General features: G+C 57.2%; 28 protein-coding genes and 1 pseudogene. 15 read left to right on the top strand and 14 right to left on the bottom strand.

The features are described 5' to 3' along the window. Both MK_RS04625 and MK_RS04620 read right to left on the bottom strand, forming a co-directional pair. A complete protein-coding gene (locus tag MK_RS04625; protein ID WP_011019242.1) occupies positions 1-717 on the bottom strand; it encodes an acetyltransferase in 717 nt (238 codons plus the stop codon). 267 nt (positions 718-984) lie between these two features. Beyond that, positions 985-1,305 carry a cupin domain-containing protein gene (locus tag MK_RS04620; protein WP_158295935.1) on the bottom strand — a complete coding sequence of 107 codons (321 nt, stop codon included), beginning with the start codon at positions 1,303-1,305 and terminating at the stop codon, positions 985-987. Positions 1,306-1,487: 182 nt separating this feature from the next. Here MK_RS04620 and MK_RS04615 point away from each other — a divergent pair. The 3 genes and pseudogenes from MK_RS04615 (at position 1,488) to MK_RS04605 (ending at position 3,949) form a co-directional block, all read left to right on the top strand. Next, positions 1,488-2,509 (top strand): annotated as a pseudogene (locus MK_RS04615) (chloride channel protein). Positions 2,510-2,515: 6 nt separating this feature from the next. Beyond that, complete coding sequence (cyaB, locus tag MK_RS04610) at positions 2,516-3,061, top strand: class IV adenylate cyclase (RefSeq protein ID WP_011019239.1); 546 nt, start codon at positions 2,516-2,518, stop codon at positions 3,059-3,061. A gap of 3 nt (positions 3,062-3,064) precedes the next feature. Then, entirely contained in the window at positions 3,065-3,949 is an 885-nt protein-coding gene (locus MK_RS04605) for a hypothetical protein (RefSeq protein WP_011019238.1), read from the top strand. Positions 3,950-4,172: 223 nt separating this feature from the next. Here MK_RS04605 and MK_RS04600 read toward each other — a convergent pair whose 3' ends face one another. Then, the gene (locus MK_RS04600; RefSeq protein ID WP_011019237.1) at positions 4,173-4,589 is read right to left on the bottom strand and encodes a CBS domain-containing protein; all 417 of its coding nucleotides are present in this window, start codon (positions 4,587-4,589) and stop codon (positions 4,173-4,175) included. 6 nt (positions 4,590-4,595) lie between these two features. After that, a complete protein-coding gene (locus tag MK_RS04595; protein ID WP_011019236.1) occupies positions 4,596-5,579 on the bottom strand; it encodes a 2-phosphoglycerate kinase in 984 nt (327 codons plus the stop codon). Between the two features lie 28 nt (positions 5,580-5,607). Here MK_RS04595 and MK_RS04590 point away from each other — a divergent pair, with 28 nt between their 5' ends. Then, a complete protein-coding gene (locus MK_RS04590) occupies positions 5,608-5,862 on the top strand; it encodes a hypothetical protein (protein WP_011019235.1) in 255 nt (84 codons plus the stop codon). On the opposite strand, the gene MK_RS04585 is transcribed toward MK_RS04590, so the two are convergent. The 6 genes from MK_RS04585 to MK_RS04560 form a co-directional block, all read right to left on the bottom strand. Beyond that, positions 5,834-7,072: a TIGR00300 family protein gene (locus MK_RS04585; RefSeq protein ID WP_011019234.1), complete on the bottom strand. Its 1,239-nt coding sequence runs from the start codon at positions 7,070-7,072 to the stop codon at positions 5,834-5,836. The two genes, MK_RS04590 and MK_RS04585, sit on opposite strands and share 29 nt — an antisense overlap. A 223-nt stretch (positions 7,073-7,295) precedes the next feature. Further along, a complete protein-coding gene (argJ, locus tag MK_RS04580; RefSeq protein ID WP_011019233.1) occupies positions 7,296-8,459 on the bottom strand; it encodes a bifunctional glutamate N-acetyltransferase/amino-acid acetyltransferase ArgJ in 1,164 nt (387 codons plus the stop codon). Between the two features lie 39 nt (positions 8,460-8,498). After that, positions 8,499-8,735 carry a hypothetical protein gene (locus MK_RS04575; protein ID WP_011019232.1) on the bottom strand — a complete coding sequence of 79 codons (237 nt, stop codon included), beginning with the start codon at positions 8,733-8,735 and terminating at the stop codon, positions 8,499-8,501. A 12-nt stretch (positions 8,736-8,747) separates the two neighbouring features. Continuing rightward, positions 8,748-9,464, bottom strand: a complete 717-nt coding sequence (locus MK_RS04570) for a cell division protein FtsZ (RefSeq protein ID WP_011019231.1) — start codon at positions 9,462-9,464, stop codon at positions 8,748-8,750. 11 nt (positions 9,465-9,475) lie between these two features. Beyond that, the gene (locus tag MK_RS04565; protein ID WP_011019230.1) at positions 9,476-10,411 is read right to left on the bottom strand and encodes a PhoU domain-containing protein; all 936 of its coding nucleotides are present in this window, start codon (positions 10,409-10,411) and stop codon (positions 9,476-9,478) included. A gap of 30 nt (positions 10,412-10,441) precedes the next feature. Continuing rightward, a complete protein-coding gene (locus MK_RS04560) occupies positions 10,442-10,834 on the bottom strand; it encodes a hypothetical protein (RefSeq protein WP_148679623.1) in 393 nt (130 codons plus the stop codon). A 26-nt stretch (positions 10,835-10,860) separates the two neighbouring features. Here MK_RS04560 and MK_RS04555 point away from each other — a divergent pair, with 26 nt between their 5' ends. The 3 genes from MK_RS04555 (at position 10,861) to MK_RS04545 (ending at position 12,635) form a co-directional block, all read left to right on the top strand. Next, positions 10,861-11,334 (top strand): 4Fe-4S binding protein, encoded by a 474-nt coding sequence (locus MK_RS04555; RefSeq protein WP_158295933.1) that lies wholly within the window; start codon positions 10,861-10,863, stop codon positions 11,332-11,334. Positions 11,335-11,411: 77 nt separating this feature from the next. After that, positions 11,412-11,696 carry an H/ACA ribonucleoprotein complex subunit GAR1 gene (locus tag MK_RS09460; RefSeq protein WP_011019227.1) on the top strand — a complete coding sequence of 95 codons (285 nt, stop codon included), beginning with the start codon at positions 11,412-11,414 and terminating at the stop codon, positions 11,694-11,696. Between the two features lie 15 nt (positions 11,697-11,711). Then, positions 11,712-12,635, top strand: coding sequence for a transcription initiation factor IIB (locus MK_RS04545; protein ID WP_011019226.1), 924 nt, complete (start codon positions 11,712-11,714; stop codon positions 12,633-12,635). Here the strand turns inward: MK_RS04545 and MK_RS04540 are convergent. Both MK_RS04540 and MK_RS04535 read right to left on the bottom strand, forming a co-directional pair. Continuing rightward, positions 12,626-13,471 carry a hypothetical protein gene (locus tag MK_RS04540; protein ID WP_148679621.1) on the bottom strand — a complete coding sequence of 282 codons (846 nt, stop codon included), beginning with the start codon at positions 13,469-13,471 and terminating at the stop codon, positions 12,626-12,628. The two genes, MK_RS04545 and MK_RS04540, sit on opposite strands and share 10 nt — an antisense overlap. After that, a complete protein-coding gene (locus tag MK_RS04535; RefSeq protein ID WP_158295932.1) occupies positions 13,413-13,661 on the bottom strand; it encodes a hypothetical protein in 249 nt (82 codons plus the stop codon). The genes MK_RS04540 and MK_RS04535 overlap by 59 nt, the downstream gene beginning before the upstream one ends. Before the next feature lie 160 nt (positions 13,662-13,821). On the opposite strand from MK_RS04535, the gene hisB reads away from it, so the two are divergent. The 6 genes from hisB to metG all read left to right on the top strand — a co-directional run bounded on the left by hisB (position 13,822) and on the right by metG (position 20,328). Next, complete coding sequence (gene hisB, locus MK_RS04530) at positions 13,822-14,427, top strand: imidazoleglycerol-phosphate dehydratase HisB (RefSeq protein WP_011019223.1); 606 nt, start codon at positions 13,822-13,824, stop codon at positions 14,425-14,427. 4 nt (positions 14,428-14,431) lie between these two features. Then, positions 14,432-15,403, top strand: coding sequence for a UDP-N-acetyl glucosamine 2-epimerase (locus MK_RS04525; RefSeq protein ID WP_011019222.1), 972 nt, complete (start codon positions 14,432-14,434; stop codon positions 15,401-15,403). A 226-nt stretch (positions 15,404-15,629) separates the two neighbouring features. Then, positions 15,630-16,277, top strand: coding sequence for a hypothetical protein (locus MK_RS04520; RefSeq protein ID WP_011019221.1), 648 nt, complete (start codon positions 15,630-15,632; stop codon positions 16,275-16,277). 2 nt (positions 16,278-16,279) lie between these two features. Next, positions 16,280-16,894 carry a hypothetical protein gene (locus MK_RS04515; protein ID WP_011019220.1) on the top strand — a complete coding sequence of 205 codons (615 nt, stop codon included), beginning with the start codon at positions 16,280-16,282 and terminating at the stop codon, positions 16,892-16,894. Positions 16,895-16,947: 53 nt separating this feature from the next. Next, positions 16,948-18,315: a hypothetical protein gene (locus MK_RS04510; RefSeq protein WP_148679619.1), complete on the top strand. Its 1,368-nt coding sequence runs from the start codon at positions 16,948-16,950 to the stop codon at positions 18,313-18,315. A gap of 6 nt (positions 18,316-18,321) precedes the next feature. Beyond that, positions 18,322-20,328, top strand: coding sequence for a methionine--tRNA ligase (metG, locus tag MK_RS04505; RefSeq protein WP_011019218.1), 2,007 nt, complete (start codon positions 18,322-18,324; stop codon positions 20,326-20,328). Position 20,329: 1 nt separating this feature from the next. On the opposite strand, the gene MK_RS04500 is transcribed toward metG, so the two are convergent. Further along, a complete protein-coding gene (locus MK_RS04500; RefSeq protein WP_011019217.1) occupies positions 20,330-21,634 on the bottom strand; it encodes an FAD-dependent oxidoreductase in 1,305 nt (434 codons plus the stop codon). A gap of 58 nt (positions 21,635-21,692) precedes the next feature. On the opposite strand from MK_RS04500, the gene MK_RS04495 reads away from it, so the two are divergent. Then, a complete protein-coding gene (locus MK_RS04495; RefSeq protein ID WP_158295931.1) occupies positions 21,693-22,112 on the top strand; it encodes an NfeD family protein in 420 nt (139 codons plus the stop codon). Continuing rightward, a complete protein-coding gene (locus tag MK_RS04490; RefSeq protein WP_011019215.1) occupies positions 22,109-22,846 on the top strand; it encodes a slipin family protein in 738 nt (245 codons plus the stop codon). Before MK_RS04495 ends, MK_RS04490 begins: the two co-directional genes overlap by 4 nt. Here MK_RS04490 and MK_RS09395 read toward each other — a convergent pair. Next, positions 22,820-23,005, bottom strand: a complete 186-nt coding sequence (locus MK_RS09395) for a hypothetical protein (protein ID WP_158295930.1) — start codon at positions 23,003-23,005, stop codon at positions 22,820-22,822. The two genes, MK_RS04490 and MK_RS09395, sit on opposite strands and share 27 nt — an antisense overlap. Positions 23,006-23,053: the final 48 nt, after the last annotated feature.

Genomic DNA, 23,053 nt, shown 5'->3' with positions numbered 1-23,053 from the left:
TTACCCCTTCGTTCGTACCTCCAGTACGTGCAGGGGGATGGAGAAAGGTCGCTCAGCGGGCAAGGGTATCGCGTGTCCCATGCGAACCACCTTCACTACGTCCTTCTCAAGCACGGCTCCGAAGTTATCGGGGCTCTCTTCGGTGATTTCGAGTTCGCCGTCGCTCAGCCTGACGTCGAAGGCGGTTCCCCGTTTCCCTTCGAGTAACAGCCGCTTTCCATCGAACTCCAGGATCAACGTCTCCGCGTCGACGACCATCCCCGTGGGCATCGCCGGATTTCCGCTGACGACTCCGCGACGCGGTACGCGCTCGGTCACCACACTATCGGGCATCACGACGGACTCCGGACCTATGACCGTCCCCGGAAGAACGGAAACCCCAGGTCCCAAGAAGGCCCCCTCACCTACCTCGGGTGGTTCGATCTCCCCGCTCACACGGAGCTGCCCTAGAATCGTACCCGAGTGGATGGTAACTCCGTCCCCAACATCACCCGTGACCGTGGTTTTAGGACCTACGGCACAACGTCCGAGCTCACAATTGTAGACGACACAACGTCCGGATATCACAGCGCCTCGTACGACGGCGTCCGGTCCCAGTCTGACCTCCGGTCCTATCACCGCGTCTCGGGACACCGTCACGTCACCTAGGACGATCGTTCGATCCGGGTCGAGAACCGCGGGATGCTCGTCCTTGTTCCTCCTCGTCAGTGGCTGCACTCTCGCTCCCCCTGACGGTTTCGAGCGTGTCGGTGCCCACTTTTACGCACCGCAGAACGTCCTCGACGGCGTATTTCGCCGCCCCGAACCCTTCGACGAATACCTCGACAACGTCCCCACTTCTGTCGCAACACTTATCGGAATCCGGATCCAGGGCCGATAGTACCTCTTCGGGAACTCTTAACCTCAGTTCGATAAACACGCGGGGTGGGTCAGGCAGCTCACCCGTATCCTCACTCCCCACTAGGTCGGCGTAGGCTTAGCTCATCATACCCGGTACACATCCTCCGGGTCGAACGGGGGGATGCACACCACCAGCATCCTCAGGTTGCCGATCACCTTATGCCTTGTCCCCGGTTCGATGGCGACGACGTCCCCCGGTCCCACGTCGACGGGACGACCGTTCAGCACCACTTTTCCACGACCGTCGATCACGTAGTACACCTCGAACGTGCGTCGGTGGTAATGCTCTTCGCCTTCACCCCGAACACTCACTTCTGCCACGGAGACCTTGTCATTTGAGTACAACTCTCGCACGCGTCCGCACGGTCCGCGTTCCCCCTCAGCACTTACCGTCAGGGTCCACACCGCCGAGAACCCCCGGAGGTGGAGAGTTGCCGTCGACGGGGGCGTTGATTCACGTCGCCCGGTGGACGGTTTTGGCCGCGGCGTTGGGCGTTGTCGGCGGAGCGTGTGCTGTCGCCATCTCCTCAATTATAAGCACGGTGGAGAAGGCCGTCGGGAACGAGCCGTTAGTTATCCCGGCGTTCATGCTGCTGGCCGGCAGCCTAGCGGCACTACATCCCGAGCTCCGAGGGACCGGGATGGAGATCATCGTCCGGGGGTTCCCAAACGAGCCCGCGAATCCCATCAGAGGGATGGCGAAGTTGGTACTCGCGGGTCTCGTCATCGGCGGGGGAGGTAGTGGCGGTCAAGTAGGACCTTGTGCCCAGGCGTGCGCGTCCGTAGGGGGCTACGTAGCTTCGAAGCTGGGAATGTCGGAGATGGAAAGAAAATGGGCCGTGCTGGGGGTAATTTCGGGAGGCGTGGCCGGGGTTCTGTGCGCACCGCTGGCGGCGGCCCTGTTCGCCATCGAGGTCCTTCGCGTGAGGTCCCGCTACGTCGTACTTTTTCCCAGCACGATAGCCAGTCTTGCCGGATACTCCGTGTACGTTTCGACCTTAGGAAAGCGCTACTTGCTCGTGAGGAACGCCCCTTATCACTACAGCCCACAGCACCTGCCGGAACTCCTGGTGATCGCCGTAGTGGCGACGTTACTCGCATACGTGTACAGCCGGTGCGTCAAGGAAGCCCGTCGTCTGTTCGTCGAATCCGTACCTAGTCAACCCGTACGTTCTCTCCTAGCAGGACTCGGGGTAGCGTCGGTAGGCATCGCTATTCCGACAGCCGTAGGATTGGGGTTGGACTACGCCTCGAAGGCCGCCTTAGGCCGCATCGGAGCCGAAGAAGCGCTACTATCGTTCCTGGGCAAAATGGTAGCCACCGCGCTAACAGTCGGTAGTGAAACACCCGCGGGCTTGGTTTCACCGACAGTGTGCGTGGGCGCGTTTTTGGGTCTTTTCTGGGTCAAACGTTGGGCCCGTCCGCTCCGGCCGGAACCGCGACGGCTATCGCTGCGTTCTTGGCTGCGACGTTCAACGCTCCGATCTCGTCCGCTGTGCTGGTCATCGAGCTGTTCGGCATCGACTGCGCCGTCCCGGCCGCTTTGGGAGCGATCCTGGGGTATCAGCTCTTGAAACCCGAGGTAGTCATCGAACTGAAGAGGAGGTGATCCGGTGTGTACGAGGTAGAGGTTAAGGTCAAGCTGAAGAACCCCGAAGACGTGCGGAAGCGCTTGGAGGAGCTCGGAGAGAAGGTAAGGACCGTCCGACAGCGGGACCTGTATTACCAGCATCCTTGCCGTGACTTCGCGGAGACGGACGAAGCACTTCGACTGCGCTGCTCCGACGATAAAGTCGCACTAACTTACAAGGGACCGAAGGTAGGGCGCGAGAAGTCACGGGTGGAGTTAGAAGTGGTAGTCGACGATTTCGAGACAACCGACGCCATCCTGCGCCACCTAGGGTTCGAGCCGCTAGAGCACGCGGAAGTAAAGAAGCTTAGGACGGTCTACACGCTCGAAGTGAACGGAGAAAAAGTTGTAGCGGCGCTGGATGAGGTGGAGGGTCTCGGCACGTTTCTCGAGCTGGAGTGTAAGGCGGACGATGAGTCGGAGGTCGATGAGAAAGAGAAGCTGCTGGTAAGTATCTTGGAGGAGCTGAGAGTCGAGGGTAAGCGAGTACGTCACTCGTACTTGGAGATGCTGCTCGACCAGGGGGAGTGATCGTTGTTCGGCTGGATTCGAAGACACCGAAAATCCATCGTCACCGCCGGAATAATCTTTCTCGCAGCCATGATGGTGCTATCCGCGATTCCCTCCTTCATGATGGGGGGACAGAGTGCCGTAGCGGCGGCCGAAGGGACGGTCGATGCGAGCATAGTGAAGGATTACCAGGTGTCGGTCGTCCGATACCTAGCCGTGCCCAAGCCCGGTGTTAAGACATCCGACGTGAAGAGTGCCGTAAGCAGTGCGGGTGGTGTGGAGAACGTAGACGTCAGGAAAGTCAAGATCAAGGGATACACGGTCTTCGTCGTGGACGCTCTAGTCCCGTTGACTGCGGACCCGGAAGACGTGAAAAAACGAATCGAGGAGCGGTTGAAGGATAAGGTACTGGACGCCAGGGGTACCGTGATTAAAGGGTCCAAGTTCGTGTTCCAAGCATCGTACGACGGAAAGCCCGACGTTAACGCCATCAAGCGGGCGATACGCCGTGAGCTTGGTAATCGGTTGATGGATGGACCGAAGCTGAAAGTGCGTTACAACGCAGTTGTCGGAGAGGTACTGTGCAACGTAAGTGATGGCAAACATACGCTCATAGAAGAACGCATCGAGCGCGCCTTACACTCCACGGGTGCCAGAGGTTGCCTCGTAATCGAGCAGTTGATTGCCCGACTAGGAACCGCAAAGCTAACCCTTCTAGGACCCGGGAAGGAGAAAGTTGGCGATCGAACCGTAAACTTCGGAGATAGAATGGCCATGGTGCTGGTATTACCAGAACATGCAAAATCTAAACATTTAACCTTGGCACTATGGATATCAAACTCAGGCGGTAAGCAGCGCATATACGTGGTAGACCGAGATATACTGCGTGGCAAGTACATAGTGTTCTAACGGCGATAGGATAACCTGGGCCTTTCCACCCCGACTGCCCGTCTTAATTCTTCGACGGTCTCGCGGGCCAGAATAGCCATCTTGGGCGGTATATGTTGAAGGGCCCTCAGAAACCGAGATTTGGGGCCCCTAACCTCGTAGCCGCTCTTGGTCCGGGCGATTGAGAGCCCGAGCTTACGTAACAGCGAAAGTAATTCCTCCGGCGCTTCCCGCGCTCTGACCCTCACAGTTTCTTCGCTATCCACCGAAGGATGTCCCCGTCCGTCAGTATTCCCACCAGCTTCTCTTCATCGTCGACTACGGGAAGCTGGTTATAGATACCCTCAGGGGCGGAGGTCATGCGTTTCAAGGCCTCGAGTAAGGTGTCATCCGGGTGAACTACTACCACGTCCCTTTCCATCACCTCTTCGACGGTGGTTCCGGGCTCGTACTCGTCTTCGAGTAGTGCGCGCCCGAGGTCGGTTCGGGTTACGAGCCCTATAAGTCTCCCCTCATCGTCCACTACCGGCAGTGCTCCAACATCATGCTTGAGCATGATCTCGAACGCTTCTATCACTCCAACTTGAGGAGACGCGGTGATAGGGTCTTTGGTCATCAGTTCCTCGACCTTACAACCGCGTAACTTCTCGCGGAACGTCAAGATACATCACCACCAGGAGACGCTCTTGGATAGCTCTCTCTCACCCTTCAGGAGTTTAGAGGATATGTAGCTCACGATCTGGTCCACCGTTTCATCGATATGTTCGTTGTTGATCACCGGGATATCGTGTTCTTCGGCGTCCTCCACGAGGAAGTCGTGGATTCTACGGATCTCCTCGAAGTACTTCAAGTACCGCTCGGCGGGTCGTGAGAGTTTGGTATCCCTGGACCTGGCGTAGAAGCGCCACTTATGCGCCTCTTCGTCCTCTACAGCGAGCATGAACACGAACACGTTTGGGTAGTTGAGAATCTCCTTCTTAATCAATCGTGGAACGATATGAACGCCCTCTACGATCACGTGGATACCTTCATTGATCGATCGATTCACAACTCCCTCAATACCGACCACCACTGGTTCAGAGTGGTCAAGAAACCCAGTAATCACAGGGTCTTCGGCGGGTTCATAGCGCAATCGCTTCCAAGCTGTGTACGAAGACTCATAGAGAGTCGGATACAACTCCTCGGCTAAAACTCTGCGCATTACTTCTCTAATAGCGTCGGTACCGATGACGTTCGTAATACCGAGCCTGTGTCCTACCTCAGAGGCTATCGTAGATGTACCGACACCAGAAGCTCCTCCAATTAAGACTATTATCGGCTCCTCGCGCTTCTTAATCCTCCTCCATAGCTCATATCGTTCCGCTAGTGTCTCATCGATTTCCTCAAGTTTAGTCCGGATTATATCCGCCAATTCATCAGTGCTAATTTCCTCTATACCTTCATCTTGCAGCTCTTCTTTGATCTTGAGTGCAATCTCGTACGCTTTGTGAGGCTCGACGCCGATCGCTGTGAGGGATCTGGCGAGAACGCCTCGGGAAAACGGCATTTCGTAGTGCCTAGACTTGACCCTGATGCGGCGGTGCTTTCCCTGTCTGGCGGTCTCTTTCTCCGTCTTCTCATCTCGCTCCTTCCGGCTACTTTTTTCCGACAACGGTCATCCCCCTCTGGGGGTGTCGAAGGTGTCCGAACGAGATACCAAGAAGTATGATATGATAATACCACTGGGCGTCCCCGCGGACGTGATCGCCGAGGTGGAACGAAGGTGCGACGTAAAAGTCGTGCAACGGGAGATTGAACGGGGCGGGACGAAGACAACGGTCCTAGCCTTCAGGGGGACGAAGGATGCGCTGGAAGAGGCTAAAAAGGTGATGGAAGAACTCATCGAGCGCAGGGTGGAAGAGTGGACTAAGCCTCGTCGTCGCGGACCCTCTTGAGCTCCTTCACGAGTTCCGGTAGGAATACACCGACGTCGGACACTATTCCCAGAGCCTGGGCGGTCCCTCGATCCATCAACTTCGTAACTACCGCCGGGTTGATATCTACGCAGATAGTCTTGACCCAGGAAGGCAAGAGGTTGCCGGTGGCGATCGAGTGAAGCATCGTCGCCATCATCAGCACTAGGGTGGCCCCCTTGAGATGACGTCGCATCTCCGCTTGGGCTTCCATGACGTCGGTGATTACGTCCGGGATAGGACCATCATCACGTATCGAGCCTGCCAACACGTACGGAACATCGTTGACGATGCACTCGTACATTATCCCATCTTTCAGGATTCCTTTCTCGACGGCTTCGCGTAACCCGCCCACTCGCCGGATCTCGTTGATGGCGTAAAGGTGGTGGCTGTGTCCTCCTTTTACTGGCTCACCCGTCTCCAAATCCACACCGAGTGACGTCCCGAATAAACTAGCTTCAACGTCGTGCGTAGCCACGGCATTACCCGCGAAGAGTACGTCTACGTACCCCTCTCTGATCATCCATGCCAGATCATCACGGGCTCCAGCGTGAATCACGGCAGGGCCAACGACTACCACGATTTTACCGTTCTTTCGGTGCCACTCTAGTTCTTCAGCTATTCTTCGGATCAGCGTTGGTGTGGGCTTTTCAGGTGAGACTTCGCTCTCCATGAAGCCGAAGATTCCAGTCCTACCGCGGGGTCTCTCGGGGGGCTTCACGCGCACTCCTCTGTCTCCCACTACCACCAACTCTCCCTCACGAACCTCTCGGATGGGTTTAGCCACTGCCCTGCGTTCCTCCGGGTAAACCACGATCGCGCAGTCCATCTCTATGTCCTCGACCTCGATCCACTCGCCGTCGAAAAGTACGAACGTTCGGTGGTTCGTAGTTGTGTAGAAGCCCCGGGGACAGACGCCGTCCGCCGGAGCCGGCTCCAGTCGGACTTCCTGCGTGTGAACGGGGACCGCCCCGTACTTGCGTAGTTCGGAGACTATCTCTCTAAGATGCTCAGGATCCTTCCCCTTGACGAGGATCTTCGCGAAACTAGGGTCCGTTTTACGCTTCCCTACCTTGAATTCCAATATTTCAAAATCTCCGCCCATCTCCATGATAGTGTCCAGTACCCGGGAGAAAATGAGTGAGTCGATAATATGACCGCGGAGTTCTACCACTTCCTCCCTGTCGGTCAAGTGAGGCCCCCTCACGCTGCTAGCCTCATCCTCCAAGGTTGAAAGGATGGGAGAGTTTTTATTCTTGGGTTACCACGGGCGATCGGCGATCCGTAGAAATCGCCCCGAACCCACCCGCTATTTGCTCCCGAAATGCATTCTGAACGGCTCGACTGCCCGCCCAGTGAAAGATGTGACTGAACAGAGGGCCGACGCCCCGAATCATCCTTTAAGGCGGGGAGGGTCAAGTCCTGTACTCCGCGTTGATCCGTACGTACTCGTACGTTAAGTCGCACCCCCACGCGCGGGCGGACGCGTCACCTACGCCTAAGTCCACCACAATCTCGACTTCACTCGCGGAGAGAACGCGCTTAGCCTTCTCTTCGTCGAAGTCCACTGGACCTCCTTCGTAGGTCACTATCTCGCCCTCTGAGCTGCGGAAAGCTATCCGTAACTCGTCCGGATCAACATCGACGCGTGCGGCCCCGACAGCGGCTCCGATCCGGCCCCAGTTCGGATTCTCGCCGAACAGCGCCGCCTTCACCAGGTTTGAGGACGCTATCGCACGGGCCGCACGCCGAGCTTCTACTTCATTACTCGCACCGTGTACACACACTATCATGAGCTTCGTCGCTCCTTCACCGTCTCGTACGATCTTCTCAGCGAGCTCCGTACAGACCTCTTCCAGGGCGCGCTGGAACTCCGTGATGGTAACATCGCTGCCGACTTTGAGGTTCGAGCTGCCGTTCGCCAGCAGCACCACGGAATCGTTAGTGCTTTCATCCCCATCTACCGTTATCATGTTGAACGTGTCGTTCACGACATCGCGTAGCCACATCTGAAGCTCTTTCGGTTTCGCTCCTACATCGGTGAGCAAGAACGCGAGCATAGTGGACATGTTCGGATGTATCATACCCGCACCCTTCGCGATTCCGAGAAGTGACCAGCCATCGCCTTCGTACAAAGCTATTTTCTCCTCGGTATCGGTGGTCATGATAGCCCGACTAAACTCCCGAACGTGCCGTTCGGTGGGTCCTATATCCTCCCAAACTTCGCGCGCGTACCTCACGATCTTGTCGACAGGAGGACGCTCACCGATCACGCCCGTAGAACACACCACTATCTCGTCCTCCGGAGCCCCCATTAGCTCAGCGATCGCTTCCGCCGTGCGCAGTACGTCCTGATACCCCTCCTCACCCGTCATCGCGTTGGCGTGACCACTGTTCACTATCACTCCGCGGGCGACACCTCGATCGCACACTTCCTCGGAGTGCTCCACCGGAGCGGCGCGGAGGGTGTTCTCGGTGAAAGTGCCCGCCACGGCACATCGACGCTCCGAGAAGATCAACCCGACTCCTATACCTTCGCGTTTGATGCCACCTAGAAGGAAGCCTTCAGGTGCCCGCAACGCGGTTCCCTGGAGGGGCCCCTGACCCGAGTTTAAAAACTATGACCGAGAGGATCCGGAATCGAACCAGCGCTCACGCGCCTTCTCACGGTACTCCTCGAGATTTATACCCTCGAACAGTTCGGGGAACTTCTCCCTGAGGTACGCGAACCCGAACTTCACCAACTTACCGACGGTAGCCGAGATACTGTCTCCCTCGAGGGCGTCTTTGGTCGCTAGGACCCGGGCCAAGGCGTCCTCGGAGAGTGTGAGCGTCACTCTAGCTTTCCTCGCCATAGCGGTTCCCCCTTAGAACAATTCTCTCAGCGACTCCGGGTCAGGCCCACGGCGCTCGCGTCGAACCACGTGTTCCTCTGGCTCCCTACTCTTCACCAGCTTCCTGACCTCATCCGCCGATGTCTTGACGACGTCCCCGGTCACCTTCTCTCCGGATATCGAAGGTGACAACGCGTAGTTACCGGCCAAGTTCGGGAGCTCCTCCACGGGCACGCCCAGGAAGTCTCGGAGGTCGAGGAGTGTCCTCTCGAGTACCCTGTTAACCCGTTCATACCCACCTAACGCGTTGTCCACCCAGAGGACGGGAAGCTTGATGGACACTCCCAGGACGCTCTTCACCTGTTCAGCAGCGTTGCGACGCACCTGAGGATCCTCCGATTCTCCCGGAACCGTGGTCAGTACGATGAAAGGCACCGGAGGCTCCTTCAGAATCTGCTGCGCTAAAGCGTATCCGACGGCTCCACCGAGACCGAAAGCGAGGACCGTGGGTTCCTCGGCGCCCACCCTTTCTAACGTCTCACGGATAGTCTCCGCTTGCTCTTGCAGCTCCTCGGAAGCCTTACGCCAGTCCCGACTGAACCCGATACCGCTGGCCACCTCGATTTTCTCGCCTTCCGACACCCGCAGTAGGTCTCCTCTGGATCCCGCGCAGAGGATCACCTCGAGGCCTGCGTTTGAGGCGTGAGTGGAGAACCGACAGCCGAAGCCACCGAGCCCGATGTAGTACAACCGGCACCCCCCTAATGAGTGCCGTCAGCGGGTAGGGTGCTCCTCATCTCCTGCTCAGGTGTGAGATCCCGGGGCCTACCCTCTACGAGCTCGCGCGTGAAATCTACAACGTCTACAGCCTTATCCGCGATACGCTCGATGTCCTTCGTGATCCGAGAGAGACCGAACAGTCGGTCGGCCTTTTCAGGAAACTCTTTCGTTTCCTCGACGGCCTTCTCACACGCCCTAATTATGTTTTTGTGGACACGATCTTCGGCGCAGTACACCTTTTCGGCTTCATGGCGCAGGTCCTCCTCCTTCACCCGACCGAGGAAAATGCTGTAGGCGGTTTTCACCATGCTACGGGCTTCCAGGGCGGCCTCCCGCACTTCCCTCCAGCATTGCAGGTCGGACAGTGTCCCGAGTGTTTCCGCCACCTCCGCGATGTTGCACGCGTAGTCCCCTATCCGCTCGATGCAGTGCGAGATCTCCAGCAGTAGGGTCGCCACCTTGCCGGCTTCTTCACAAGGATGGAGGACTGGAAGCGTCCGGACGTAGAGACGTATTTCCTCGTCCAACCGGTTCACTTCCTCGTCCATCTCGATAACTTTGGGGGCCTGTTCCGGGTTCTCCTCGACCGCGATAAGAGCCGTCTCGATCTGCTCGAGGGTCAGGTCGGTCATGCGTTTGAAGTAAGGTCGGACGCCCTCTAAGTGCATCTCCACATCTTCGTACAGGAAGTTTCCAAGCTCCTCGAATAATTCGGGGAAATGGCGTCTGAGCTTCGACATGTCGACGGTATACGTCCTTCGAACGGCGCCCTCCTCGATGAGCGGCCTTAGGAGTTCCGTCACGTATCGTCGGGAAACGCCAACCTTCTCTGCGATCTCTTTCTGTGTCGAGGGACGGTCCCGCAGTATGGTATGCAAGACGGCCGCGAGGGTAGCCTCCCTTCCTCTCGGGTACAAGATGATATCACCTCCGTGGAAACCCGACGATCAAGATCTGAAAACTTTTAAAAGTATCTCCCTGAGTCGTCGACGCTCTAACCTCACGGGAACAAGTAACGTGAACTCCCGTGCCACTCCGTCCTTCGATCTCACCTCGAACACCAGCGGCCATACGTCGTCAGCACCCTCCGAGTTAGCCACCCACGGGTTCAGGATGTGACCCGAAGGGTCCTCCTCTCGCCGCACCGAGATCTCGGGTTGCTCCTCGCCGAGGATCCTCGAGACCTTAATGAACAACTCCTTCGTTTTCTCGATAGGGTCCTGACGGTTCAGGTATACTGCCGTGTAGAACGCACGCGTTGAAACTTCGACCGACTTGCCATCCTCCGCATAGAACTCTAAGATCACGTCGCCGTCATCCTCTCGAACCCGTACGTCCAACTCCGATCCTCCCCGGGGGAGCCTCGGTGCAGGTAGTCCGTCGGATCGAGATCGACCGGACCAGATGTGAGGGAGCCTCCTGTGCGCTCTGTGTGGAAGTTTGTGAGAGAGGAGTGTTGAAAATCAAGGGCGAAGAGGTGGTCATCGCGGACCTGGAGGCCTGCGACGCTTGCGATGAGTGCGTGCGCGTCTGCCCCAACGACGCTATAGACCTTTACAGGTACCGAGAGCGCCAGTTCTTGAGTGCCATGGTACGTGCTATGCATGGAGACGGCGATGGACTCGAGGTCGCCAGGAGAGTAGTAATGCGTGGCAGGGATGTGTTCGGTGATACCTGGTTCTACCTCCGTCGAGAGCTGGAGAGGACATGCCGGATCAAGAGGGAAGCCGAGCTCGAGGGTAAGCGAGCAAAGCTGTACGAGTGTACGTGTAAGGTGTGTGGGAAGAAGTTCAAGAGCAACAAGAAACTCGATGTGTGCTCGGAATGTGCCAACAGGTGAAGTCTGAGTCGTGGGCTCTAGAGTGCCAAAAACAATAAAACCTTCGAGTTGAACAATGACACACAGGCGGTGTCGTCATGCGCAGGCTGGGGCGCGCCCTCCACGTTACGCCCCGGGGAAATCTGATCGCAAGGGCCGATCACGTACCGCCGTTAGGGGCGCCCGTTGTAACTCGCCGTCGTGAGCGTGTAGGTGTTATTGTGGACGTTTTTGGGCCCGCGGATAAGCCCTACGTGGCCATCCGAGATAAGTCCCGCCACCACCTCGAGAGGTTCGTCGGGAAGGAGCTCTTCATACCACCCAGACGACGGCGAAGGCGTCCTCCTCGCAGGCGGCGGGGTCGGCCCCGCCGCCGCAGATGATGGGGTGTATCGAGAATGGCTGCTTCTGAAAGGAACACCGGGAAGTTCACGGAGGAATGTCCGGCGTGTGGTTCCGCAGAGATTGTTTTCGATGAGGAGCGGGGTGAGTACGTCTGCGCGAATTGCGGACTGGTCACGGAAGACCCGGTGATAGATCCCGGCCCTGAGTGGCGGCACTTTAACCCGGACCAGAGACAACGGAGGTCTCGAACTGGAGAGCCCGTCAAGCTGAGGTTGCCGGATAAGGGCATCTCCACGATTATAGACCGGGAGTTGCGCGACTCCGGTGGGAAAAAGAACCCCCGGATGCGGCGCATTCGCACCTGGGATGCACGTATCAAAGTATCGGGAAGTCGGGAAAGGAACTTTTTCCAGGCGTTCCTGGAGCTGGAGAATCTCGCGTCCAAGCTTCAGTTACCCGAGTCGGTCAGGGAACTCGCCGCCTCGATATACAGGAAGGCGTACAAAGAAGGGATCGTGCGTGGCCGCGGCATAGAGAGCGTTTTGGGAGCGGCGGTATTCGCCGCGTGTAAAGAAGCTCGCGTGCCCCGGACTGCCCGCGAGATCGCGGAGGCGCTCGGAGTCTCGGATGAGAACGAGATACTCCGGGCTTATCGAGTACTGCAACGTCGGCTGAACCTGAAGCAGAAACCGACTGAACCCTCCGATCACCTACCCAGGTTCGCCTCGAAGTTAGGGGTCTCCGAAAACGTCCAGGCTAAGGCTCAAGAGATCATCGAAAAGGCCAAGGAGAAAGGCATCACCGTGGGTAAGGGGCCAGCCGGCGTAGCCGCGGCCGCATTATACATCGCGTCCATCCTCGAGGGAGAGAGACGTACTCAGAAGGAGATTGCGGAGGTTGCTCGAGTTACGGAAGTTACGATCCGAAACCGGTACAAGGAGATCTGTGAAGCCCTCGGGATCGAGCTTCATCCATGACGAAGCAGCTCACGCGCCGCCTTATCCACGATCTTTTCTTCCGACTCGGGGATGGGGTAAGCCCTCGCATCCAACACGTACCGTATTCTTTCATCGACTACTCGCTCGTCGAGCCTTCCCAGGTCCAACACGACTAGGACCTCCGCTACTAGTTTCGGATCTTTACTGGTGAGGAAATCCCGGAAGGAAAGCCCACGTGAGCGCAGGAACCTCCCTACGTCACTGTTCTTCATCATGTCACAGAAATCTAGGATCGCCCGCCACGGTGCTCTCCTATACTCCTCTAAGATGGCAGTGGAAATGCGCTCGGGTCCGACCTCCTTAGCGTACCGACGTAGCCCGTGAATAACTCCGAACTCTCTGGCCCATTTCAGATGTTTCCAGGCCCAAGCCTGGCCGGCGATGCCTGTGATGAGTCCCGGAACGCCACCCTCAACGAACTCGTCGGGCATGAACACCCGTCCAGCTCCCTCCTGTAGTACAACCGCCCACAAGTTCCTCTTAACCGTTTCAAGAGTATCCATGCGCTCCGCGCGCACGAATATCAGGGGAGGTATATCGAAGACAGGATGTACGGACCAACCTTCATCGGACACCGTAAGCGTGTGTCTGAACAGCAGGGTCCGTCTGGGTTCCACGTCCACTACCGCGAGCGCCGGATCTTCCAGTACGATCCGGTATCCGTACAGCTCCGTAGGGTACCCGGGACCGCGCGGCTTACCGTAGAACACGAAATACGGGACCGTTAACGTCGTGATGATCACGACGATGAGAGCCTTAGCGGGCACGTACCGGCGAATCCACACGGACTTCCTTCCGCCCTCGATACTCTTCAACTCTTCCTACCACTTCCAGCGATTCCCCAGGAGTCGGGGCCAAAGTACTTGCGGCTTCCCTACTGAGGAACACGGTCACCGTCCCGTCCCCCGCGTCTAGAACGACAACTTCCGCGCCGTCGCTCACTACGTTCACCTGCAGCACCTCGCCTTTGACCCTTACTAATGTTCCGTCATCGGTCGACTGCAACTCTCTCGCCCCGACCACCTGATGAGAAGCACCGGAAGACATCCAAAGTAACGCGGCACCTAGGACGATGCAGACGATGGAAACCGTCCTCTCCATGGGGACCCTAGATCGGGCCGCACGTCCGTGCTATTTACCGCCACCAACCGACGTTTGCGATGGGGTGAACTCGGTGCGGACGGCGGATGTCAAGCGTACGACGAAGGAAACGGAAGTTGAGGTGAGCGTGAACCTAGACGGATCCGGTCGCGCTAAGGTCGACACCGGTCTTCCGTTTTTCGACCACCTCCTGCACCAGTTCGCCTTTCACGGACGTATAGATGTTGAGATCAAAGCCCGAGGCGACCTAGAGGTCGACGATCATCACACCGTCGAGGACGTCGGTATATGCCTGGGTAAAGCCTTGAACGAAGCACTCGGAGATCGCGAGGGTATCCGACGGATCGCATGGGCACTGGTACCTATGGATGAAGCGCTAGTAGAATGTGCTGTAGATATCTCCGGAAGGCCTTACTTCGTCTTAAAGGGGTACCGACCCCGACGCAATAGAATCGGTTCTCCTCCATTATCCACGGAGAACGTCTCGCACTTCTGGAAAAGCTTCTGCGACCACGCCGGCGTAACCATGCATGTGGTGGTACGGTGGTGGGACAACGACCATCACGCCATCGAAGCCATGTTTAAGGCCGTAGGCCGCGCACTCGGCGCAGCGAAGGAAATCGTCGGTGACGGAGTGCCATCCACTAAGGGAACGCTCCGACGCGGGTGAGCGGATGAAAGCTTTCAGTCTCGTAGAACCGTCCCCGGCCAAGAACCTCCTCCCGGTGTGGGAGCGACTCCTGGAGGAAGGGTGGGAAGTAACAGTATACGGACACGGGCGTGGAGTCGAGATACTGAAATGGGAAGGTATCGAGACGAAGCAGTTAGGAAAGCCCCGACGGAGACAAGGATTACTTGGGTACGTAGGGTTCTCCGTTGACTTAATACGGACGGTACGGGCTTTGGCGTCGGAGCGTGCTTCCGTGGTACTTTCATCCGGTAACACCGGGGACGCCAGGAAGTCTCTGATAGCATCTCGGATGCTAGGGATCCCCTCCGTACACTTAGAGATGGACGTGTACAACCCCGTGGAAGCCGTCCGATGGGCGACGCGTGTGCTGGTGCCGTTCTCGGAGAAGTGGGCGGAGGTACTCAAACGACGGGTGGGAGTTGAGACTAAGGTGGTTTCCGGGGCACCGTTGGCCCAGTACCTAGCGGACCGCCACCTATCCGGTCGTATTCCGGGACCCGTACCGGAAGAGTACGAAGGTCGCGTACTGGTATGTTTGGGTGGCGACATCACGGAGGAAGGAGCCCGACGACTGCTCTCCGATCTCGAGGACCACGATCCTGTGGTGGTGCCGTTCAGGGTAAGCCCTCCAGAGGGCTTCGAGTGCGTTCGGGAATTCGTGGATTTACCCGGAGTAATGATGCTGGCCGATACGGTAGTGTTCGCCGGAGGGTTCGGGGTCACGATAGAAGCCTGTGTGGTGGCGAAGAAGGCCGTGAAGGTGTCGGAAGTGCATCCCAAACACCTGAGCCATTGGATCGCCGAAGAGTCCGGCGTACCGGTAATGTACTTAAGCGAAAGCTCCGGTGCGGAGGACGCCGTCCAGATGGCCCGCAAGCCACGTGGAGAGTGGCTCATAAGAAGGGGGCGAAGCGCCGTCGCGGAGATCGTCGAAGAGATCCTCGAAGTCGGGTAATCTCTACTTCGCTGCATCGCTCGTGTTACTCTCGATCTCTGCCACCCTTATTCTGGCCGATACGCCTCTCGACGGGATTTTCAGGAAGTTTTTCTACCCACTTTTAACGGGATCCACGGAGGCCAAACCAGCTATACTACTAGCCCACCTCGGGCTGATGTGCCTATTGCTCTGGTCATCCCCTTCGATACCGAGCCGATGGATCGAGGTCCTCGCTTCGGGGAGATTGATATTATGCCTCGCGCTCCTGATCCTTACGAGCCCCTACCTGGCTCAGATGATACTGCAATACAACACCCCGTACGGCCTGAAAGCTGGCACTTTGGTCGTCGTGTCCGGGGGGTCGTCGGTCGGTGAGACCTCCTCGCTGACTCACACCCACTCCCTCAAGGCGTGCGTAGGGAAGGTCATGAACTACGTTATAGGTCCGATTCCGACTAAGTACCATTATGGATCCGTTTTGTCCAAGTTCATGCCCACGTGGGCCGCCGTGATCTTCACTGCCGCCGTAATCGCATCCTACGTGATCTTAGCCATCCTGTCACCATTAGCCGTGTTCCACGAGCGCGGGAGTGCAGCCGAATCGCTACTGCTATCATGGGCGGGATTTCTCGTAGTGCTCGGAGCCGTAGATGGTGGGTTCATGTGTAAACCGATGGTTATCGGACTAGGGATGCTCATCGTGTGGGCGTTAGGACCGCTTCCCGTACGACGATACGTGATCATCGCCGTTCTCATCGGCCTGACACCGATGCTCCTTCAGGCGACGATCCGTGTGGTCTGGTACCTGACGTCCCCGTTAGCTCCTAACTCCGTAGTATGGGCGGTGGCCCTCCTCCTGATGACCGCGATCGCCAGGGGACAGGGGTGGTAGTGTTGAGGACTAAGATCGTAGCCGTCCTGCTCATCTCGGCGATCTTTATCGGTGCGTTGATGGGAGTGATAACTTACCAGTGGTCGATCTCTTCAAAGGGAGCCAGAGTCGGGTGTTATCACGTAGCGATCACGAACGTCAAGGGATCGGTGGAGCCAGGGGATGTCAAGCGGGCACTGCTCAAGTGTCCTTACGTGATCAGGGTGGGAGGGATCAGGACAGCACCTTCATCGTGTGACGCGTACATCATAGTGAAGGCGCCCACTCCGGTGTCGAAGTACGATATAGCGCAGGAACTGAGTCAGGCGTTAAGGAAAGCGGGACTCGGAAAAGCTCCGGCAGTGTTCTTGAACTCCGTGAACGCTTATGTGGTTGAAGTCGCCGTAGAGGATCCGAAGATCCCGGCAAGTGTAGCTGCACGCAAGGTGGCGAGTGCCCCGACGATTCTCGCCATATTCAAAGTGGAGCGCCGCGGGTCGGTGTACGTATTCGAGGTCGCCTCGTTAGAGGAGGAGTACCCGGTGGCTTACTCGGTTACCGGCGCACTGAAGCTAGCAGGTCTGAAGCCTGTGGGGGTCGCCAACGTGACGCCGGTGAAGTGGGGATACGTTCTATGACCAGGGAACGTTAATAGGCGATAGGGAAAGACGGGACGACGGGCAAACCGACGGTGAGAGTCCGTGGGCCGATTCTATTATCAGCCGTGTGTTTCACACTGGCCGCCGTAGTTCTGATCTCCGACTCCGAGATCAAGTGGAGGATACACGATGCGCTCTACCCGATGATATTGGGGTCAACCGAAGCCAAGGACGTTATGCTCCTCCTACACCTCGGCCTGCTTTTCCTCGTGCTCCCGTACCGTTCACGCATTCCCCTCCCGAAAATCGATACGTGGGTGACGTACGCGCTGATGGCAGCCATCCTAGCGGTGCCTCCGGCGCTCCAGCTACTGATGATATATGAAGCCGGGTTCAACCCGGGCTTAGGTACCTGTATAGTCACGCTGACGGAGCGTCCAGAGACGTCCTCCTTTTACCACTGTCACGCCGTGAAAGCGTGTCTCGGAGCGCTGATTTCGGCAATATTCGGTGAGCCTAAGATCGAATTCCACTGCGGCGTACCCCTGTCGTTCGTGCTACCACCGTGGGTACCACTCCCAGTACTCGCCCTGCTGGCGATAGCTTACGTCGTACTGGCGTGGATAGTACCTTTACGAGCCGACCGGACCGAGAAGGCCATCGTCTTGTCGATCGCCGGGTCCCTGCTCTGCCTAGGGTGCTTGGACGGCGGACCGCTGGCGAACCCGTCCGTCGTGGGCCTGTCGATACTCCTAGCTTCGAGGATTAGAACCGTCGCCCCACCGATAGCCTCGCTCGGGGTGTTAGGAGGTCTGGACGCGTTCCGCCAAGTCCTGTTCTACTTACCGGCGTATCATACGTTGACGTACCTCTGGACGGCTTTCCTATCCTCTCTGCTCCCGTCCACGGTCGACAGGATCACCCGAAGGAGCACACTGGCGGTATCGTTGTGCCTACTCGGCATGCTCGTGCCCCACCTCCCCGTAGCGGAACCGCTGCGCTCCACACTAGGGCTGGCATCGGAGCACGATTACTACCGGGTCGACGTGTCGAACGGGGACCCCGCGGAGGTACGCGCCGAACTGTCGCGAATTCCAGGAGTGGAAGCGGTTTCTATCCGCGTCACCGACGGCCGCGTAACGGCCTGTGTGAAAACGAAGCGCGGTGTCAAACTCCAGGTTCCCAAAGCGAGGGTCCGCAAAATTCGCGGGTACATCCTGGAGCTGCGAGTCCTGTACGGTTCCCCCCGCGACTTAACCGAAGCCCTGAAGTCGACTGACGGTGTGGTGGGAGTTCTCGGCGTCAAAAAGATGGGGAGCGTCTACCGGGTCGAACTGGGAGCCGAGGTCGATCGTGAGGTGAATCTCGTACCTTCTATGGTGAAGCAGCTGAGGCGCCACGGGGTGGTCGTGTCCCGGATAGTGACGTTCACGGACGTAGCCAGGTGCATTTGGGGGTAGCCGGTATTGGGGAAGGTACTCGTAACTACGGCCTTGGCGTACACCAACGGCCCACTCCACATCGGCCACGTTAGGAGCACGTACCTCCCCGCCGATGTGTACACGAGGTTCCTCAAGATGCGTGGTATCGACGCTATACATATCGGCGGGACTGACAACCACGGGGTCCCGATAGCGCTACAGGCCGAGCTCGAGGGGAAGGATCCCGAGGAGATCGTGGAAAAATACCACGAGATGATCAAAGAGGACTTAGAGCGATTGAACATCCACTTCGACGAGTTCTCATGCACCTGCCGCGAGTTCAATCCTGACCACGTGGATATGACACAATGGTTTTTCAAGAGGTTGTACGAAGCGGGGTACATAGAGGAGAGGGAGGTCGAACAACTCTACTGTCCTGAGTGCGAAAGGCCCCTTCCGGACAGGTACGTCGAAGGAGTATGCCCCTACTGCGGTGCTGAAGGTGCCCGAGGCGACCATTGCGAGGCCTGCGGTCGCTACCTGGAGCCCGTACAACTCGAAGAGCCGAGGTGTGTCATCTGTGGATCGAAGCCAGAGGTCCGGCGCACTATGCACCTGTTCTTCAAGCTTAGCGAATTCGAAGAAGATCTGAAGAAGTGGTTAGAGTCCAACGACAATCTGCCTAAGAACGTGCGTAATTATGCCATCCAATGGGTTCGTGAAGGACTCAAGGATTGGGATATAGTGCGTGATCTAGACTGGGGAGTACCCGTTCCCCTGGAAGGATACGAAGATAAGGTGTTTTATGTTTGGTTCGATGCTCCTATAGGATACGTAACGTTCACGAAACAATACTGTGATAGGGTAGGTCAAGACTGGAAAGACTACTGGTTTAGTGAAGATACGAAAATAGTTCACTTCATCGGTAAGGACATAATAGTCCATCACGCCCTGTTCTGGCCGGCCATGCTCATGGGCGTCGGAGCGACTCTCCCATACACTATCGTGGCTGGCGAGTATTTGACCTTAGAAGGAGAAAAGATGAGTACAAGTCGTGGTTGGGTAGTGTGGGTCAAAGACTTCACCAAGCTGTTCCCTGCGGATCTGCTACGATACTACCTCATAGTGGTGAGCCCGCTCACCAGGGATGCGGATTTCTCGTGGGGAGACTTCCGGGACCGTGTGAACAACGAATTAGTGGCTAACTTAGGTAACTTTGTGTATCGCACGCTATCGTTTATTTATAGATTCTTAGACGGAAACGTTCCCGAAGCCGAGACTGACCAGGAGATAGTCGATAAGATAAAAGAAACTCACCAGCGTGTGACGGAACATCTGGAGAAGTTCCGATTCAGGGAGGCGCTCACAGAGGTATTACGTCTATCTAAGTTTGGGAATGAGTACTTCCAAGAACACGAGCCGTGGAAACTTAAGGATGAAGATCCAGAGCGTTGTGCCGAAGTTCTACGTGGGTGCGCTAGAATTGTGAAAGCGCTAGCTGTAATGTTAGCCCCGTTCCTTCCGGATAGTGCGGAGAAGATTTGGCAGAGTCTTGGTTACGAAGACTCCGTACATGACGTCGATTGGGAAGAAGCCTTGGAGGACGTAGAGACTAAGGAGATACCGGAGCCCGAGCCCATTTTCCCGAAGGTAACGGAGGAGGACCTTGAGAAAGCTAAGGCGTTACTGCCGGAAGAATCAGGAGAGTCCGAAGGGCAGGACGACGAGTACGTATCGCTCGAGGAATTCAATCGATTAGACCTGCGGGTAGGCAAGATCAAAGAAGCGGAACGTGTCGAGGGCTCTGATCGACTCATCAAGCTCCGGATCGATATCGGAGATCGTACCGTAACAGCAGTAGCCGGACTGTATCCTACGTATGAGCCAGAGGAGCTCGTCGGACGTAAGGTGGTTGTACTAGCCAACATCCAACCCAAAGAGATGTTCGGCGTACGGTCGGAAGCGATGATCCTGGCCGTTGGGGACGAACCCGCATTGTTGACTATCGACGAGAGTAAGAGGGAAGTGGAGCCCGGAGAGCGGATCAGATGATTCACTCACCAAGCGTCCTGCGGAGCCCCAGCTGCTTGAGCAGGCCGATCACAGGGTCCGGGGTAGGATGCACCTCGATCAGCCGCCAGTCAGGTTCCACACAGCGTGGGTACGGGAGCATCGGTGCGATTCTGGGCGCCACGATGAACGCCTCGGTAGTAACTCCGCGCTTCCTGCACACCATCTTACCCTTGATACCATGATGAAGCATCCAGAACGCGGGTCCACCTACCGGTGTAGGGAGTGAGCCTTCCCAGTCGATCCCCCTCAGTTCCAGTCGGCCGAAGTCTCGGAAGAGTCTGATCACGCGAGGAGCCGGCGGATTCCCCCGTCGGACGTTCTTGCCCAACGCGTTCAGTGCGGCCACCGTTCCCTCGTACCGAGCGACGGGAGTCAGATAGGGAGGTCCTGTCACGTCGCCTGCAGCGTAAACTCCATCACGCGGTGTTCTCATCCCATCATCCACCACGACGGACCCGTCCTTCCGTAAGGGGAGTCCGGAGTTAGCGGCAATATCGGAGTTAGGTTCGAGGCCAGTGGCTAGTAAAACTGCGTCCGCCACGGTAGCTCCGCGCTCAAACCTACATTCCACACCGCTGGAAGTCTCCCGAATCGCCCGTAGTTCTCCCGCACGGACGGCGTTGACACCCACGAGCTCCAAATCCTTAAGGATCTCGCGACGGACTTCCTCCGGAGCATTCGGTAGTATTCTAGACCTGTACGCCAGAACTACTTCGGACCCGAGAGCCGCGAAAGCAAAAGCGGACTCAAGGGCCGTCGGACCTCCACCGACGACGCAGAGCTCTGAGGGCACTTCCATTTCCAAAATTTCCCGAAAAGTAAACACGGCGTCCGAATCCACCCCCTCCACCTCGGGAATCGCCGGTCGGGAACCGGTGGCTATCAGCACTCTATCGGCCTCGAGAACATCACCATCTTTGGTGTAGACGTTGAGCGACTCGTCTACCTTCACCGCCTCAGCCCGCAGAATCTCAACACCGGCTCTCTCGGTCTCTTTGATCAATCGTTGTCGTATGGTCTCTACGACTTTCCTTACGGACCGCGTTAGACGTCTGAAGTTGATGTCCCCGACGTCCAGCTCCACTCCCGGAATACCGAGCTTCGCCCACACGACGAGTCTAGCGGCCTCGATCAGCGCACCGAGCACGACACACGCCTCGTTCAGGCATTTGCCACCGGTTCCTTCCTTTCCATTTCTATCAAGTAGCAGCACTTCGTGTCCAGCTTCGGCGAGGATCATTGCGTAAGTGCGGCCGGCAGGTCCCGCACCGATCACTACGTCCACGTGGCTCCCCCGCTCGAATATCACATAACCGGAGGGATAGTTCTAGGGGGTGGACACCTTGTCTCAAGAGCTCTGTCTCCTCCTTGCGGGCGTGGGGCTGATAGTTTTAGATTGCGTACTTAACACTGGTATAGTGGCCATGATAGGGGTAGTATGCGCGTGGGTCGGAGCGTACCTGATGGGAACGAAATATCTGATTGCCACACTTCCGCCCGGCGCGTTCGTCCTCCTCATGCAGGTGGCGGCGGTTCTGAGACGAACGGAAGAAAGCAGCGACGTTCTTCTGAAGAGCGTCGGGGAGCTTAAAGGGGAGGAAGGCATCGTAATCCGGGAAGACCCGCTATTGGTGAAAGTACGTGGAGAACCGTGGAGAGCCGTCTCTAAGACCCGGTTACGGCGAGGGGAGCGGGTGGTCGTACTGGATGTAAAAGGTAATAAACTCGTAGTTAAGCGGAGGAAAACCGGGGAGCGGCGTTGATCATACCGCTAGTGGTCGGAGGAGTACTGGCCCTCCTCGTGCTGGCGGCCTCGGTTCGGATAGTGAATCAATACGAGCGAGGCGTACTCCTACGACTTGGACGGTACATTGGAACTAGGGAACCCGGTCTCAACTTCATCGTCCCGTTCATCGACAAGATGATCAAGGTGGATCTTCGGGTCGTTACTCAGAACATACCGGCTCAGGAAGTCATCACCAAGGATAACGTACCGATTAAAGTCGACGCCGTCATATACTACCGGGTAGTGGATCCCGTCTCCGCCGTGCTAAACGTCGAGGATTATGAAGAGGCCGTGTTCAACCTGGCGCAAACCACACTGAGATCGGTGCTCGGTGAGGTCGACTTGGACGATATTCTAGCGAAGCGGGAGGAGCTGAGCGAGCGTATTCGGGAGATCATAGACGAGAAGACGGAGGGATGGGGAATCCACGTCACCGGTGTCGAAATCCGCGACGTAATATTGCCCGAAGAGATGAGACGGGCGATAGCCCGACAGGCGGAAGCTGAACGGGATCGTCGAGCTAGGGTGATCCAAGCGGAAGCGGAGAAACAGGCCGCACAGGATCTACGGAAGGCATCGGAGGTCTTAGGAGTGAACCCAGGCTTACTGAGGACCCTTCAGACGCTCTCCGAGGTCTCAGCGGAAGAGAACGTCACCATAGTGATCCCAGTACCGATTGAACTGTTAAAGCTCTTGAAGGAGCCGGAGTAACGTACGGCCATCCACGCGCAACCCTTCCACTTCCATCACGATGTGGCGGAGAGGGAGTATCTTCTGATCACCACCACCGTCATCGTAGACCAAGCAGTTCTTAGTGAAGCCGACCACGCGACCGGATATCCCCAAGTAGGTCCGGGAGTTCGCTCTCACGACTCTGAACTTCTTACCGACTAGTTCCTCAGGGTCGGGGGGTGGGGG

The organism is Methanopyrus kandleri AV19, from assembly GCF_000007185.1.
Classification (GTDB): domain Archaea; phylum JAADCQ01; class Methanopyri; order Methanopyrales; family Methanopyraceae; genus Methanopyrus; species Methanopyrus kandleri.
This window is presented reverse-complemented; position numbering and strand designations above follow the sequence as displayed.

Bases quoted from the DNA above. Each gene is read 5' to 3' on its own strand.
- MK_RS04545 (WP_011019226.1), top strand. From the start codon at position 11,712: ATGGCTGCTTCTGAAAGGAACACCGGGAAGTTCACGGAGGAATGTCCG.
- MK_RS04525 (WP_011019222.1), top strand. From the start codon at position 14,432: ATGAAAGCTTTCAGTCTCGTAGAACCGTCCCCGGCCAAGAACCTCCTC.
- MK_RS04575 (WP_011019232.1), bottom strand. From the start codon at position 8,735: ATGGCGAGGAAAGCTAGAGTGACGCTCACACTCTCCGAGGACGCCTTG.
- MK_RS09460 (WP_011019227.1), top strand. From the start codon at position 11,412: ATGCGCAGGCTGGGGCGCGCCCTCCACGTTACGCCCCGGGGAAATCTG.